Source organism: Sphingobacterium spiritivorum ATCC 33861 (assembly GCF_000143765.1).
In the GTDB taxonomy this organism is placed as follows: domain Bacteria; phylum Bacteroidota; class Bacteroidia; order Sphingobacteriales; family Sphingobacteriaceae; genus Sphingobacterium; species Sphingobacterium spiritivorum.
In genome coordinates this window covers 411133-427485 of the sequence record NZ_GL379770.1, presented here as the reverse complement: position 1 = coordinate 427485, position 16353 = coordinate 411133, and the positions used below count along the sequence as shown (strand labels likewise).

Here is a 16353-nt window from a genome sequence, read left to right as displayed (position 1 = left end):
TTTTATTTGCTGTTAATTGTTTTTTCCACCTTACCGCAGGTCAGCATTTTAGAACCGTAGTAAGGGTTTTTGATTTCCTTGTTTTCGCTGAACCAAACAGCACCCTTACCGTCATTGAACATCGGGCAATGGTCCTGATACAATGTTTGCGATGTACCGAACAAATCAATCAGGTCTTTCAAATCTTCGCCAAGCGAGGCCAAATGTTCCCGCTGGTGGTGGATGTTGCCGACATTTTCCCCGATATGTTCTGCGTGTTCTTTAGCATCGTCCGCTATGTCCATGTACTTTTTGTGCTTATCGGCAGGAACGGCTTTCATGTCCACTTTATTCAGGGTAGCTAACAGCTTTTTCCCTGAACTGGCGGCAGCTTTGTCATCGTCCGAAACAAGGGCGTTCTTTAAGGACAGATAATCGGTAACTATGGGCGCAATAGAAAAGTTTTTTGCTTCTTCTTTTCCTGTTGCTTTTGCTTCCTGACCGCTCGGAGTTTCACTCACAACGGGCGCAGCTACCGTATCATCCTCTTTTGGTTGGGAAGCTGACTGTTCTTGTGATACAACAGCAGTATCACTTGAAGACTGCTCGTTTTTGTTGGATGCCTGATTGCATGATACTGTTACAAATGCCATGATAACAGCAATGATTGATAATGTTAGATTTTTCATTTTTATTTATTTTTTGATTTTTAAAAAACTTGCGTTAATAGCCACTACAATGGTGCTTACACTCATCAGCACAGCACCCATAGCGGGACTTAAAACAAAATTCGGATAGAGTACGCCTGCCGCAAGGGGTATTGCCACCACGTTGTAGCCAACCGCCCATATCAGGTTCTGTACCATCTTTTTGTAGGTAAGTTTGCCGAAGTCAATCAGTTTGACCACATCCCTCGGGTCGCTGTCTACCAATATGATATCCGCTGTTTCGGCAGCCACGTCCGTACCGGAACCCACGGCAATGCCCACATCTGCCTGTGCCAGTGCAGGTGCATCATTTACACCATCACCAGTCATTGCTACGATTTCGCCTTTTGCCTGAAACTCCTTTACTTTCTCCTGCTTGTTGTGCGGAAGCACATTAGCCAAATACCCGTCCATACCCAATTTTCCGGCTACGGCAGCAGCAATCCTGTCGTTGTCCCCGGTGAGCAGAAAGGACTTGATGCCCATTTTTTTGAGTTCCTCAATCGCCTGTGCCGACCCCTCACGGATGCTGTCTGCCAAAGTAATGATGCCGATTACCCGGTCATCAATGAGGACAAAGTTGACCGTTTCGGCTTCCTGATTGATTTCGCTTGGTATTTCCGGCAGGGAAAGGTGGTTTTCGGTGAAATAATTCGGGCCGCCAGCTACGACATTTTTCCCGTTCACAACACCTTTAACACCTATGCCCTGCATATAGCTGAAGTTTTCAGACTTCCATAAGGCAAGGCTCTTTTCTTTCAATGTAGCCATAATGCCTTTGGCGATATGGTGTTCCGAATTTTGCTGTACTGCGGCAGCATACTGGATAACCTCATCGGCATTATATTCGTCTGTTAACGGTATAACCTTTTCTACGGCATGGGAACCTTTGGTGAGCGTTCCGGTCTTATCAAAAATGACGGTGGAAAGTTTTCGGGTGGTTTCAAATGCCGTACGGTTGCGGATGAGCAGGCCATTGGTCGCCGAAAGCGTTGTGGAAATGGCGACCACCAACGGGATAGCCACGCCCAATGCGTGCGGGCAGGCCGTTACCATTACCGTCACCATTCTTTCAAGCGCAAAGGCAATATCTCCACTGCTTGCATACCAATAGGCAAATGTGCCTATGCCCACGGCAATGGCAATAAAGGTGAGCCATTTGGCAACTTTGTCCGCAAGGTTCTGTGTATTAGACTTAGTAGCCTGCGCTTCCTGCACAAGATTGATAACCCTGTTCAGGTAGCTGTCTTTTCCCACGGCTGTTACCTTAACTTTCAGCGCACCATCGCCATTGATAGAGCCTGCGATGACCTTTCCGTCCTTTTCCTTTTTTACGGGAACACTTTCCCCGGTAAGCATACTCTCGTTGATATACGAAAGCCCCTCCAGTACCAATCCATCGGCTGGAATTTTTTCTCCCGGTTTTATGATAGCCGTTTCACCGCTTTGCAGGTCTTCGAGCTTTATCTTTACAGCTTCTCCGCCACGTTCCACGGTAACATCGTTGGGCAGCAAAGCCACCAATGACTGTAATGCCCGTGAAGCAGCCATTTGGGAACGCATTTCCAGCCAATGCCCTAACAGCATGATGTCAATTAGGGTTGCCAGTTCCCAAAAGAAGTCCATACCCTGCAAGCCAAATACAACGGCTACGGAATAAACATAGGCTACGGATATGGCAATGGCAACAAGTGTCATCATCCCTATGGCTTTGGCTTTCACCTCGCCAATCATTCCCTTTAGGAACGGTAAGCCTCCATAGCAATAAATCACCGTACCCAATGCCAACAGCACATATTTATCGCCATTGAAAGCAAGGGAGAAACCCAACCATTGCTGTATCATGTGCGACAGGAGCAGGATAGGGATTGTAATGACAAGGCTTATCCAAAAACGTGTGAGGAAATCGCCTGTATTATGCCCCTCATGTTTATCAAAGTTTTCGTCATCATGGCCATGTTGAGAATGCCCGGAATGCTCATGTTCTGGCGTGTGTTCATGAGAAGCTGACGTACCGCCACCGGGAACCAATGCCATGCCACAAAGAGGGCATTTGCCCGGTTCGTCTTTTAGCACCTGCGGGTGCATGGGACACGTGTATTTTTTCATAACAAGGGATTTTAAAAGTTATGTTGCATTTAATTTTTTTACCATCTCATGGGTCATTTCTTCAGCATAAGTACCATAGGCATCAACAAGTACCCCTTTGCTCTTACCGTCATTGGACGATATGGCATAAATCACGGCATTGTTATCAGGACTGCTGTCGAGGCTTTCAAACCTATGAGTTTCCGTAACCGTAAAATCCTCCGGTTTTAGTTTCAGGCTCTTTGACGCACAGTAAAGGCAGTCCGGCAACAGACTAAAATCAATACTGTACCCACGTTGTCTTAGGTCTTTAAGAGCCTGCACCATATCACTATACTGTTCCATAGCTTTCCGACCTGTTATTTAATGGTTTCGACCGTACTGCCGCAGGTAAGCATCTGTGAGCCGTAATATGGGTTTTTAATGGCATTCTCTTTACTTAGCCAATTGGCCCCCTTACCTCCATTGTACATAGGACAGTGCTGGTAATAAACTGGTGTATCCTGTTTAGACACTTTAGCCAGTATGTAGATGCTTCCCGAAAGTGCCGCAAAAGCACTTCTTTGTTTTGCAACGTCTTTTGATTTTGAAATGCTTTCCGCATTAGCTGTCAAGTCCTGCATTACTTTCATCCAAGCCGTATGTTCCTCTGCCGAAAGCTTGTTCATATCGACTGCTTTAAGGGATGCAGCCAATTCAGCGGCTTTGGCAGATGCAGTTGCCTCATCGGTTTTTATCAAAGCATCTTTCACTGAAAAGTAGTTGTCAAACACAGCTTTTAGCTGTGATTGATTTTGAGCTGCATCCTTGTTAGCGGGTGCTGCCATTTCACCGTGGTTGTGATTGCCATGTCCGACTTTCATGTCCATTGCCGCCCCTTTGTTTTGGGCAATTGTCTTCAAAGGTCTATCGTACTGGCAGCATTCAGCCAGTTTCGCATATACGTCATCCGGCGCACGGAACTTCTCACTATCATAACCCGCCAAAGCGATACGTTTCAGGATTTCATCCTGATTTGTTTTCTCGCTGTCATACGTGAGCGTAGCCATCTTGGTATCTTTGTTCCAGTCCACGTTGGCTACCTTTTTTATGTTACCTGCTTTTTCGATGGTGGTTTTACACATACCACAATTGCCGTAAATCTTTACGGTTTCTGTTTTCGCATTTTTGATTTGTGCGAAACCATTCATTGAGGATAGTAATACGGCGATTACCATCACTATTTTTGATAATGATTTCATAATAATTACTTTTTAGAAATGAAGTATTGAAAGCCCATTTCTGTTTTAAACTTTAAATAAATGATACAAATAAGGGATTTGCAAAAAGCCGAAGCGGCTTCTGACAGGACATACCTATGGCTGGCAGGCCATAAATTTAGCTTATTTTAGGCGGTAGCCAAATGGAAAAAAAGCCCGAAGAATAATAGGCTTCTTTGAAAGCGAATTTTTGCTTTTTAGCTGCTGCTAAGTGATCTTTTGCCTTTAATTCGATTACGGTTGGGACATTTAGGGAAGTGGTTGAAGCACCGCACCTGCAAGAGCTGTGGGAACAACCGCCCCCGCATTTGTCACTTTTGCATTTTTTACAGGATTTGCTCTTGCAACCTTTTGTATGTTCTGATTTTTTGGATTTCTCCTTTGAGCAGGAAGACTGCTCGGTCTTTGTTGAATTTTTGGAACAGGCATAGCTCTGACTTGGTATCATAAAGAAAACCAAACAGAACAATGTCAAAATGCCTATATGTATTCTATAATTTTTCAACGCAACAAAGTTACAAATTAGATTGGTTTTTTATATCGTTTTACGTTTTTTTTGCTATATGGAAAAATAATGCCATATACGCAATAACCTATCGCCTTTTTTCAGAATTGATAAAATGCCCTTTTTCATCAACCCAACCTCATGGAAATTCGGTCGGAAAAAGGGCATTTCAAAAAGTTGCTGGCTTAGGCATCCAAAGGTTCTATTTTGAAGCCTGCCTTTTGCACGGTCGATATTACTTCATGCTCGGTAATGCCCTCGGACTTCACGGTAAGTACTTTGTCCTTGTTGGCCGTGTCCACTTCCCAATGGCAGATGCCCTCTGCCTTGTCCAAGTGCGGCTTTACAGATGCGATACAGCCGCCGCAATTGATGTTCGTCTTGAATTGAAATTGTTTATTTTCCATTGTTTACAAATTTTAGAGTTATCTGATAATGCAAATTTCCGTACTATTCAGTTAGTTATTGTTGTGTAATTTCTTGTTTGATTTGTGAGATTTACTGTTTTATTTCTTCCACTTCAACCGCAGGCTGTTACTGACCACGCTCACGCTGCTCAATGCCATTGCCGCACCCGCAATCATCGGGTTGAGCAGGAAGCCGTTAACAGGGTAAAGGATGCCTGCCGCTACCGGAATGCCGATTACGTTGTAGATAAACGCCCAGAACAGGTTTTGCTTGATGGTGGCTACGGTCTGTTTGGACAAGCGTATTGCCTGCGGTATCTTGGTCAGGTCGGACGAAATGATGGTCATCTTGGCTACGTCCATTGCGATGTCGCTGCCTTTGCCCATTGCGATACTTACATCGGCTGTTGCCAATGCGGTGCTGTCGTTGATACCATCGCCCACCATTGCCACTACCTTTCCTTTACTTTGCAGTTCTTTCACAAAGTCGGCTTTGTGCTGTGGCAAAACTTCGGCTTTGTAATGCTTGATGCCTGTCTGCTCCGCAATGGCTTTTGCAGTAGCTTCATTATCTCCGGTCAGCATATACAGGTCAATGCCCATTTCCTGCATTTCCCGGATAGCCCGCACCGATGTTTCCTTAATCTTATCGGCGATAGCGATTACAGCAAGAGCCTTTTTGCTGTTTGCAAACCAGATAACGGTTTTAGACTGTTTGCCCCATTCTTCGGCCTGGTCTTGTAATTCGCCGGCAATGGCAATGTTGTTTTCTGCCAATAGCTTTTTGTTGCCTACATAATAGGTTTCGTTGTCATGGTCTGCTTTTGCGCCTTTGCCCGTAATGCTGTCGAACATGGATAAAGAGGTGGTCGCTACATCGCCAAGATGCTTCACTACGGCTTCTGCCAATGGATGCTCGGATTGCTTTTCGATGCTCAAAAGGATTTCTTTTGCAGTGTCCTCATTGTTCAGCCATTTAATGCCCGTTACCTGTGGTCTTCCCTCGGTGATGGTTCCGGTTTTGTCCAAAACGATGGCATTTACTTTTTTGGCCAGTTCCAAACTTTCGGCATCCTTTATCAAAATGCCATTTTCAGCACCTTTACCAACGCCTACCATAATAGCGGTGGGTGTCGCTAAGCCTAAAGCACAGGGGCAGGCAATGACCAATACCGTAACGGCTGCCAACAGACCTTGAACAACCCCGTTTTCGCCTCCCAAAATCAACCATAGCGTAAATGTCAGGATGGCAATACCTATCACTGTGGGAACAAAGATGCCCGCAATCCTATCGACCAGTTTCTGTACGGGTGCTTTGCTTCCCTGTGCATCCTGCACCATTTTGATGATGTGGGCAAGCATGGTTTCTTTGCCCACTTTTACCGCCCTGAACCGGAAGCTGCCTTTTTGGTTAATCGTTCCTGCAAATACTTTTTCTTTTTCTTTTTTCAATACAGGTACAGGCTCACCGCTTAACATGCTTTCGTCCACATACGAATTGCCCGATATGACCATGCCGTCTACCGCAATCTTTTCACCGGGCTTTACGAGTATCACATCGCCTGCGCTTACGTCTTCGATAGCGGTCTGCTTTTCCGTTCCGTCCGCATGTACCACGATGACCGTTTTTGGCTGCAAGCCCATCAGCTTCTTAATGGCTGAAGAGGTGTTGCCTTTGGCTCTTTCTTCCAGCAGTTTTCCCAAGAGGATGAATGCGATAATAACGGCAGCCGCTTCAAAATATACGTGAGCATGCAGTCCCCGTTGATGCCAAAAGTCGGCAAACAGCATATTGAAAACACTGAACAGGTAGGCAATACCTGTACTCAATGCCACCAGCGTATCCATATTGGCGGAACGGTGCTTTGCCTGCTTCCAAGCGTTTACAAAAAAATCCCTGCCCAACCATATTACAACGGGCGTGGAAAAGAGCCACATTATCGGGTCTGCATAGGGCATATCCATAAAGAACATTCCTATGATTACCACGGGCAGGGAAAGGATAATTGCCCAAATGGTCTTGTTTTTCAAGGTTCGGAATTTCTTTTCGTGGATGGCTTCGAGCGTTTCCTGCTGCTTGGTTTTGTCTTCAATCAATAGGTCGTAACCTACTCCCTGAACCGCTTTTTGCAGGGTGGAGGCATCGGTCATATTGGGCAGATATTCCACGGTAAGATTGCCCGTTGCAAAGTTCACGGAAGCATTAACTACTCCCGGTTGGTATTTAACAATGCTTTCGGCACTGCCCGCACAGGATGCACAGGTCATGCCCAATACCGGAAAAGCACTTTTAACCGTAGGAACTCCGTAACCTAAATCTTTAATTGCCTTAACAGCTTCGCCTACGGTTTCATTGCTATCTACTGTAATCGCTGCCCTGCGGTTGTTCAGCTCTACTTTATGGGTTTCTACGCCTTTTACCTGTGCCAATCCCTTTTCAACGATTAATGCACAGTGTTCGCTTTCTACATCCTCCAACGGTATGTATATATTTTCTCTGTTTGTCGCCATATTTGCCTGCTTTAATTTACAATGCAAAATTGGCTATTATAATTATGGGTACTGTTGTGAAATTTTGGATTTGATTTGTAAGATTTATTGAAATCCTGTATAGGTGAGCCACTTCATCAGATGGTTATCGCCATAAAGCCAGTTTTAGATGGTCTTTAAAACCACAAAGCATTGCGAAAGATAATCGCAATGCTTTATTGTTTGCTTAAAAAGCTGTGGTCTTAAAATACTGACGGATGCCCGGTCTTCTTCTTGGTGCGGGGTTTATTCAACTTTAGAATTAAATTGAATATCTACGTCAGTTGATGACTTAGGGTCATTAATCAAGTCCGTTTCAATCTTTCCTCCCTGTGGATAATGGCGCAGCACAACCCTGACCGTACCAGTGGAAGCGGTCGTGGTTGTCCAAACGCTTTCCAGCCCTAACGTAACGTTGTTGTCATCCTTATCCAAATTTGTGATTTGTATATTTGATGTGGAAGATGGCACGTAATAAATACGGTGGTCTATATTTTCCTCACTTACTTCTTCGGTAATGTCTTCACCATTTACCTCGTCAAGAAAGGATACGCTGACATCATAGGACTTACCCGGTTGCAGTGCAATCTGGTCTATGACCGGGGCGTTTCCTCCGGCTCCGTCAGCACCTTTCCAAGCATAAAGAAGTTCGTTCGTGGTTCCCTGTTCCTTAAAACGTAGCTGTACCGTAGTGATTACCTCGTTGTCGTTTTCTTCGGGGATAGGGTCATCGTCTTTGCTGCATGAGGTTGCGAATAGTACGATTGCCGCTACGGCAATCGAAGAAAAATGTTTGAATTTCTGTGTCATTGTTATATAAATTTAATTGTTGAAAAACGTGTTTGTCAGAAAACGTACTTTAATCTAACGGAGATGTTTCTGCCCATTTCGTCCGTAAAATACCTGAAGCTGTTCAGGTAGTTTCTGTACCGGGTATTGAACAGGTTGCTCACTGCAAGATTGATGTTCAGTGACCTGCCCAAGACACTGACCACTGTACCAGCGGATATATTTGTCAGGAGATAACCATCAGGGGGCAGCTTATAATCCTGCTGGCCGTGTATGTTTTCATCAGGTACTCTTGTCTGTTTTAAGACCAGCGGAATTTCCATCCCGATATAGGATTTTTGGAAAGACCTTATATCGGGCAGTTCGTAATTGAACCCCAATGAAAACCTGTCCGATGGCATGGAAATCAGCCAGTCGTTTATCGTTTTATTGTACGCCCTTAGCAAAGATGCCTTTCCTATGATGTCCAGTTTCTGTACAGGCTTGTAATTGATTAATAAATCCGTTCCCGTGAGATAGGCATCAGCCTGTTGATAGAAGAATTTGGGAAATGCACCTGCAATGGTCAATACAGGCTCTCCCGGGCGGGGCTGTAAATAGATAAAGTTGTTGATGGAATTGTAGAATACAGACCAGTCTATATTTACTGATTTTTCTTCATTGCTATATGAAAGCCCCAAGACCGTGTTTACAGCCTGCTCTATTTTCAGGTTTACGTCCCCAAGTTCATAGGTGGCAGTACCTTGATGTATGCCGTCAATGAGCAGTTCGTTAACGTGGGGAGCCCTATTGGCAAGGCTGACCATTCCGTTTATCCTGATATGGTCTGAAAGATGGTAGATGGTATTGAATGATGCCCCGATTGTTGAAAAATCAAAGTCATGCTCCACAGGCTGGTTATTGTAAGGGTATCGTACCGTACTGATTTGCTTAAAATCATACCTGATACCGCCCTGAAGCTCCCATTTGTTCTTCTTCCATTTTTCAATCCAGTATGCACCGTATGTTTGGGAATTGTAGGCAGGGATGAGATACCGACCTTTGTAGGTATTGTCCTGCTGCATAGCGGATATGCCGATACTTCCGTTAAAGTTTTTGAATGTGGGATGCTCCCAAGAAATTTCTTCGGAAATCGTGCTGACATTCAAAGTCATTTGAGGCGTTGTAATTTCGCTGTTCCTGACTATATCAAATTCTTCCCTGTTGTTGAATTGTGCGGCAATCTGTATGTTCAGTTTCCCGGCTTTCTCTCCGGCAAATATCTCCGGGTACTGGATAGGTTAATGGAAGAAGATTTAGTCCACAAAGTGGTAAACGTTGACGGGGGTGTAGGATATGCAAGTTGCCATAACTGTGAAGTAGTCCACAATCATAACCACTTGCATTTCAGTTGTCAAAAATGTAAATCGGTAACTTGTATAGAGGATGTGCAACCGTTATTTAAGTTGCCTAAAGGATATAAAATAAGTGAAGTCAATTTTACGGTGTCAGGGCTTTGCCCGCAGTGTTCCTGAATAGCGTAGCCGTTCCTATACTTTATCCAACGGCTTTCTCTTATCTTCCCGGACTTGTTTGAAATAGCTCGGGGTAAGCCCCGTTACTTTCTTGAACTGGTTGCTCAAATAGGCTACGCTTGAATAGTTGAGGCGCATGGCAATCTCACTTAACGACAGTTCATCATACACCAGCAGTTCTTTTACCTTTTCCACCTTTTGGGCGATAAAGTATTTTTCAATAGTTGTACCCTCTACTTCTGAAAACAGATTGGACAAGTAATTGTAATCGTGGTGCAGTTTATCGCTCAATACATCGGAAAGGTTGGTTTTTACATCACTATCCTGATGATGTACCAGGTCAATGATAATGTTCTTTATCTTTTCTATTATCCTGCCTTTTTTATCATCAATTACTTCAAACCCCAATGGCTCTAAAGTCTTGACCAAAGCCTCTTTCTCCGTAGGTGTAATTTCTTTGGTAAGGGTAACTTCGCCCAGCTTTACATTTTTAGCATCTAAACCAAGTTTATCCAATTCGTTTTGCACCACCATAATACAGCGGTCGCATACCATATTTTTAATAAAGAGTGTATTCATATCTTACTAACTGCTATATTAAGCACAATAAACAAATTTACGATTTAAGTCGAACTACGCTCGTTGCTTCCTGTCTAAATCAAGTTATCTGATTGCATTGTCTGCATAGGCGCTTTTAATTTGGGTTTTTGTTAACCTGAAGCCTCGGCCCAGGCTTCTAATTTAGTTAATTGAAACCTTGCGAAAGTTGTATTCCGCAAGGTTTTAAAACAGTGATACATCTGCCTTTGCTAATGGTCTGCATTCACCCTACAATATTAAATTATAGCAAATACTGGTACAGTTCGGCTATTGCATCGTTGTACTCTTTCTCCGCCTGCAAATAATTATTGGTAGCGGTATAAAAGTAACTTGCCTCCAAAAAATATTGGATAGTGGTTATCTCTCCGAATGATAACGCTTTATCCAATAGTTTAATACTGTTGATACTGCTTAATACTTTCTCATATTCTGCTACCGTCTTTTGCAGGTTGATATACTTTTCATACAGTTGCTTCAAATGATAATAATGTTCGTTCTTGTGCCGTGCTACCTGTACTTCTGCCACCGATAATTCAGCCTGCTTTTGCTTCACCCGATTTTTGTTTTCACACAAAGGAATGCTCACGCCTACTTTTGCACCGTAAAACTGCTGCCCTAAAATACCCTGATAATGAAAACCCACTTCAAATTTTGGCAGGGTCAATGCCTTAGTAACTTCAATATCCTTTTGGGCTACTACGGTCTGTTGTGTCAAATATTTTCTTACCGGGTCTTTGTATTCAATTGTTTCTTCCAATTCTTCAAATGCAGGAACGGGCTTATATTCAGGGTATATGGTATCGTTAAAGACTATCTCTATACCGCCGTTAAGTTCCGTCAGTTTTTGATGAAGTTGGTTGATAGCGGAAATGTTCAACTGATAATCTTTATTAATCTCAATCAATTGAAGTTTAGCCTTATTCACGTCCAGCACATTACCTTCGCCCTTATCCAGTTTGGTCTGAAAGTCGGTCAGGAACTTTTCGGTTTTTGTTTTCCGTTCTATAATTCTTTCCTGAAGTTTATTGCGGTATATCAGTTCAATGCAAATCTTTTTCGCTCCCAATAATATTTCCTGCCTGTTGGCTGTTAGCGAAAAATCTGCCTGCTTACTCTGCTCGCCAGCCAATGCTTTCTTTTTACTGTAAACCGTGGGAAAGTCGAAACGCTGCAAGACGTTAATGTCCGTTTGGTTGCCCGCAATGGCATAGGGTGAGCCACGCATAAAATCGTAGCTGACCACAGGGTCGTACAGCGTATTGCCCGTATGGTACAATAACTTCTGCGCATCCCAATATTTGCTTTGGGTTTGCAGCGTTTTATTGTTCTTGGCAACATCAGACAAGACGGTTTCCAATCCTGACTGTGCCTGCAATTGTATGGTAAAAACGCACATACAGATTGCCGTTAAAAATTTTATGTTCATGCTTTAGCTGCTTTTTTGTTAGATAAATAGTACACCGCCGGAACAATAAAAATGTTGAGCAATGTAGAAGTAAGCAAGCCGCCCAATATCACTTTTGCCATAGGACTTTGTATCTCGTTGCCGGGCAAATCGCCCGCAATAGCAAGCGGTATCAATGCCAGCCCTGCGGTAAGTGCCGTCATCAGGATGGGGCTTAACCTGTTCTTTGAGCCTTGTATAACCGTATCGTACAAATCCAACCCCTCATCACACAATGTATTGTAATGCGATACGAGCAGGATGCCGTTACGGGTAGCCACACCAAACAAGGTGATAAAACCGATAATGGCAGGAATGCTCAAAATGCCACTGGTAAAATAGATGCTGAACACACCGCCAATCAATGCCAAAGACAGGTTGATTAAAATGATGGCGGCTAACTTTACCGTTTTGAACTCCCGGAACAGTATCAGGAAAATAATCAGAATGGAAAGCAGGGAGGTCGCAATCAAGGTCTGCGATGCTTCTGCCTCCGCTTCAAATTGCCCACCGTATTCAATGTGGTAATCTTCGGGCAGCTTTATTTTTTCGCCCACTATCTGTTGGATTTCCTCAACGGCACTAACGATATTGGTTAAGCGAAAACAAAATGTAACCGCAACAATCTACACCAAAGCAATCAGCAATCAGCTACAATTGGACATAAAACGGTACAACAGCCAATACCTCCCGATTGAAATTAAGGTTTTCTCCGATACCCACGACCGATTTTTGATAATAGACCAAGCGGAGCTTTACCATATAGGGGCTTCGCTCAAAGACCTGGGCAAAAAATGGTTTGCATTTTCCCGAATGGATATTGAGGTGGGCAGGATGCTTCACATCTTGAACAAACAATAAACGCTCCGGATTCAGAGGGTTTAATTTTAGTTTCTTGACAATTCTAAAATCCCGCTAAGTTATTTACATCAACTTAGTATAGTTTCTTCTTCAACCATAAACTTGCCCTTACCAATAGTATCAGTACAGGCACTTCGACCAATGGTCCGATAACGCCAACAAATGCCTGTGGAGAATGAATACCAAAAACCGCAATGGCTACGGCTATGGCCAATTCAAAATTGTTCCCGGTGGCTGTAAATGCTATGGACGCGTTCCTGTCATAAGGAACATTCAGGGATTTGCTTATAAAAAAGCTCACGAAAAACATCAATACAAAATAGATGATTAGCGGTATGGCTATCTTAATCACGTCCACTGGCAACTCCAATATCTTGTCGCCTTTCAAACTGAACATCAGTACAATGGTAAACAATAATGCGTAAAGTGTAATAGGTGATACTGCCGGTATGTATTTTCTATTGTACCATTCAATGCCTTTTGATTTTATAAGAACATATCGGCTCACGAAACCTGTAAAAAAAGGAATACCCAAGTATATCAACACGCTTTCGGTAACGTCTTTCATTGATACATTTACATTGAAATTGGCTAATCCTAATTTACTCGGCAATACGTTGATAAAAAGCCAAACCAAAAAACTGTAACTCAATATCTGAAAGACACTGTTCAACGCTACCAATAGTGCCGTATATTCCCTGTTGGCTTTTGCCAGGTCGCTCCATACAATTACCATTGCGATACATCTTGCCAATCCTATCAAAATCAATCCCGTCATATAATCGGGTTCATTCCTTAAAAACAGAACGGCTAACCCGAACATCATTACCGTACCGATTACCCAATTGAGGAATAAAGATATTCCAATTACTTTTTTATCCTTAAACGCTTTGGGCAATACTGTATAATCCACCTTTGCCAATGGCGGGTACATCATCAGTATCAAACCTATTGCCAGCGGGATATTAATGGTTCCTACGGACAAGCTGTCTGTTACGTTAGAAATGTTGGGAAAGAAATATCCTAATCCTACGCCAAATGCCATAGCAAGGAATATCCATAGGGTAAGGTAACGGTCAAGAAATTTTAGTTTTGGTTGCATTGGTTATTTTTTAATCATTGAAAAAACATAGAACATTTCAGTTGCTATCTCCAAACTCCTTTCCGCATATATCTTTGTCTGCTCTGTTGTGCCGTCTGAAATCTTCGGGTCTTCAAATGTGATAGGTATTCTCTTTTCTGCACCTGCAATAAAAGGACAGCCATCGTCTGCCTGTGAACAGGTCATAATGGCAGTGAATGCCGATACAGGATTGAAAGGGCTATCGTACTTTTTTGAAAAACCGATAATCGGCAAAGCATTTTCACTGTACTTAATAGCATAAACAGGATTGTCCGCTTCCGAAATTTTGAAAGCAGAAAAACCCTGTTCATTCAATGTTTCCACTACTTTCGGAAATAATGCCGTTTCTTCCGTACCGCCCGAATAGCAATATACATTCGGGATATGGTAATATACACTTGCCACCTGTGCCCAAACCTGCGATAAATGGCTTCTTCGTGAATTGTGTGTACAGATGAAATTGAGATTTATTACCTGTCCGTTGCTTACTTTTTGTTGTACGAAGTCTATCAAGGGTTGCAATATGGTTTTACGTTCTTCGCTTACGGTCTGAACATCAGATATTCCCTTTATGGTTTCAGCTAAATTCTTGTACATTACGATTGGTTTATAGGGTTTAACAACAGTCCGAATTAGGCGAACAGCAAGCACTGTTCAGCTCTGATAATTCTACTTTTTGTTTTTCGGCAGGAATACCGCAGGCATCACTTGCCAAACAAGCGGTTTGTTTGTTTTTCAGTACAAAATGGTTTCCGTTAAAATCCAGATTGTATTTGCCAATGGTTTCGCTTTGGTATTCCACTTCTATTTCGGCATCTTGAATATCCAATTTTTCTTCGGACAGTTTGATGATGTTCAATAGTTTGGTCGGCTTTAGCCTGTGTTCAAAATCGTTGGCGTTCCACAACTGGAAGTTGACGACCTTTTCATTTCTGATCGTTCCGCCACAATCAATAAAATGTTTTGTAACAATACCTACCTCCGTAACGTGGAAATGTTTGGGGACAAATGTTCCGTCCGCTAATTGAAATTCAACATTGTCCAATGTTGGTAAGATTTCTTTGATGTTTGATAGTTTCATTGTTTTTGAATTTTGAAATGATTTATTAAAATATTGTATCGTAATATAGCGATGTTAAATATTAAAAAAACACGGCTAACAGCACTTGTTTACCTTTACTTCCTGATCAAAGAATGAATTAAAATCTGCTTGGATTTTTTTCCAAACATTTTTATCGATGCAATAACAAACAGATTTAACCTCGATTGTGCCTTGAATGATGCCGATACTCTTTAACTCCTTTAAATGCTGAGAAATCGTAGCCTGTGCCAATCCCAATTCCTCGACCAGATCATTACAGATACAGGCTTTCTGGTTAATGATATATTGAAGTATGGCAACCCTTGCAGGGTGTGCCAGAACCTTAAATAGAGAAGCTAATCTGTTTTGCTCGTCCGTGAATATTTCTGATTTAGTAAGTCCCATGCTTTGTTTTTTATATATCGCAATATTACGATAATAAATTTAGATATAATATGGTTTGTAAAAAAACAATCAATTCTTTTAATAATCTTATGTGTGGTAAAACCCTACCTCTCAAAGCCAAACTCTGCCACTTTCAGTCGACCTTTTCTTCTCGCTGATACCTTAGCCGTTGCAAGAAAAAAAAACGAACAGGAACAATGATTGGGTTTTTATTGGAATGGGATATATTACACGGGCAAATGCAGAAATCGTCCTACTGTTCACAAAGGGAAAACCTCTTGAAAGACATGCAAGAGATGTTCCACAGGTGCTTATATCTCCCCGTGGAAGACAATCCGAAAAACCTGACAAAATCAGAAAGCGTATTGTTCGGCTTTTTGGGCAAGTTGACAGACTGGAGCTTTTTACAAGACAAAGTTCCCAAAACGATGATGATGATTTTGATGGGTCGGACGTATATGTCAATGAAGTGGACAACTCTATAACGATATCTGAATAAACACTGTTCTGCCAAATCCTGCCTCCCGAAGCCAAACCCTGCCACTTCTTCAAAGGCTCTTGCTCCCTGCTCTAATTTTAGGTTTTACGCAAAATTCTAAACAAAATTTAATTATGAGTACACAGCAAAAAGACCTGTCGTATTTCCGTTTACGACTACAGGAACTCCTGAACAGTAGTTTCCCTGAAAAAGCCAGCAACCAAAAATTTATTGACCAGCGTTCCTCGTGGGCTGCCAATGCCTATGAGGATGCGTTCCGTTCCGGCAATGCCATTGAGCAATGTAATGAGATAGCGAATTACATACTCTTTGAGGGTTTGCACTTCTCCAAGTTTGATATGGTTTTTCAGGTAGTATGCAATGAGTTCGATACCCTAATGGCAGACGAGGAACTGCGGCGGTTCGCTCTGAAAATGTTCCCTGTTTGCGAGAATGTTTTCGCCCAATATGAACTAGCCGATGATTTTGCCTACGGTTATGAGTTTGACCTGCTCTATACCGAGATAACCGGAACCATCGCAATATGGATTGAGGAAAATGGGCTTCAGTAAACGGCAGCATCT

The 16353-nt window shown here is 42.7% G+C and carries 17 protein-coding genes; 2 read left to right on the top strand and 15 right to left on the bottom strand.

All coding sequences use genetic code 11. The features are described from left to right. Positions 1–2: 2 nt before the first annotated feature. The 15 genes from HMPREF0766_RS02135 to HMPREF0766_RS02055 form a co-directional block, all read right to left on the bottom strand. Positions 3–668: a DUF3347 domain-containing protein gene (locus tag HMPREF0766_RS02135; RefSeq protein ID WP_002993266.1), complete on the bottom strand. Its 666-nt coding sequence runs from the start codon at positions 666–668 to the stop codon at positions 3–5. A 6-nt stretch (positions 669–674) separates the two neighbouring features. Next, positions 675–2795, bottom strand: coding sequence for a heavy metal translocating P-type ATPase (locus tag HMPREF0766_RS02130; RefSeq protein ID WP_002993264.1), 2121 nt, complete (start codon positions 2793–2795; stop codon positions 675–677). Between the two features lie 18 nt (positions 2796–2813). Continuing rightward, positions 2814–3119 (bottom strand): hypothetical protein, encoded by a 306-nt coding sequence (locus tag HMPREF0766_RS02125; protein WP_002993263.1) that lies wholly within the window; start codon positions 3117–3119, stop codon positions 2814–2816. Between the two features lie 14 nt (positions 3120–3133). Next, positions 3134–4015 (bottom strand): DUF3347 domain-containing protein, encoded by an 882-nt coding sequence (locus HMPREF0766_RS02120; protein ID WP_037459498.1) that lies wholly within the window; start codon positions 4013–4015, stop codon positions 3134–3136. 708 nt (positions 4016–4723) lie between these two features. After that, positions 4724–4945 (bottom strand): heavy-metal-associated domain-containing protein, encoded by a 222-nt coding sequence (locus HMPREF0766_RS02110; protein ID WP_002993257.1) that lies wholly within the window; start codon positions 4943–4945, stop codon positions 4724–4726. 99 nt (positions 4946–5044) lie between these two features. Continuing rightward, entirely contained in the window at positions 5045–7456 is a 2412-nt protein-coding gene (locus tag HMPREF0766_RS02105) for a heavy metal translocating P-type ATPase (protein ID WP_002993255.1), read from the bottom strand. Between the two features lie 264 nt (positions 7457–7720). Continuing rightward, positions 7721–8284: a hypothetical protein gene (locus HMPREF0766_RS02100; RefSeq protein WP_002993254.1), complete on the bottom strand. Its 564-nt coding sequence runs from the start codon at positions 8282–8284 to the stop codon at positions 7721–7723. Positions 8285–8319: 35 nt separating this feature from the next. Then, entirely contained in the window at positions 8320–9417 is a 1098-nt protein-coding gene (locus HMPREF0766_RS02095) for a TonB-dependent receptor domain-containing protein (RefSeq protein ID WP_002993252.1), read from the bottom strand. 375 nt (positions 9418–9792) lie between these two features. Then, positions 9793–10356 (bottom strand): helix-turn-helix domain-containing protein, encoded by a 564-nt coding sequence (locus tag HMPREF0766_RS02090; RefSeq protein ID WP_002993247.1) that lies wholly within the window; start codon positions 10354–10356, stop codon positions 9793–9795. A gap of 262 nt (positions 10357–10618) precedes the next feature. Next, positions 10619–11803, bottom strand: a complete 1185-nt coding sequence (locus HMPREF0766_RS02085; protein ID WP_002993245.1) for a TolC family protein — start codon at positions 11801–11803, stop codon at positions 10619–10621. Next, positions 11800–12378 carry an efflux RND transporter permease subunit gene (locus HMPREF0766_RS02080; RefSeq protein WP_002993243.1) on the bottom strand — a complete coding sequence of 193 codons (579 nt, stop codon included), beginning with the start codon at positions 12376–12378 and terminating at the stop codon, positions 11800–11802. The genes HMPREF0766_RS02085 and HMPREF0766_RS02080 overlap by 4 nt, the downstream gene beginning before the upstream one ends. A gap of 377 nt (positions 12379–12755) precedes the next feature. Next, a complete protein-coding gene (gene arsB / locus HMPREF0766_RS02070; protein ID WP_002993239.1) occupies positions 12756–13784 on the bottom strand; it encodes an ACR3 family arsenite efflux transporter in 1029 nt (342 codons plus the stop codon). Positions 13785–13787: 3 nt separating this feature from the next. Beyond that, entirely contained in the window at positions 13788–14402 is a 615-nt protein-coding gene (locus HMPREF0766_RS02065; RefSeq protein ID WP_002993237.1) for a low molecular weight phosphatase family protein, read from the bottom strand. 19 nt (positions 14403–14421) lie between these two features. After that, positions 14422–14886, bottom strand: a complete 465-nt coding sequence (locus HMPREF0766_RS02060) for a DUF6428 family protein (RefSeq protein WP_002993236.1) — start codon at positions 14884–14886, stop codon at positions 14422–14424. A 75-nt stretch (positions 14887–14961) separates the two neighbouring features. After that, the gene (locus HMPREF0766_RS02055) at positions 14962–15291 is read right to left on the bottom strand and encodes an ArsR/SmtB family transcription factor (RefSeq protein WP_002993233.1); all 330 of its coding nucleotides are present in this window, start codon (positions 15289–15291) and stop codon (positions 14962–14964) included. Between the two features lie 217 nt (positions 15292–15508). On the opposite strand from HMPREF0766_RS02055, the gene HMPREF0766_RS02050 reads away from it, so the two are divergent. Together HMPREF0766_RS02050 and HMPREF0766_RS02045 are read left to right on the top strand one after the other, a co-directional pair. After that, on the top strand, positions 15509–15790 hold the full coding sequence (locus tag HMPREF0766_RS02050) for a methyltransferase-A70 family protein (RefSeq protein ID WP_052646364.1): 282 nt from the start codon (positions 15509–15511) through the stop codon (positions 15788–15790). Positions 15791–15903: 113 nt separating this feature from the next. Continuing rightward, the gene (locus HMPREF0766_RS02045) at positions 15904–16341 is read left to right on the top strand and encodes a DUF1896 domain-containing protein (protein WP_002993229.1); all 438 of its coding nucleotides are present in this window, start codon (positions 15904–15906) and stop codon (positions 16339–16341) included. Positions 16342–16353 lie beyond the last annotated feature (12 nt).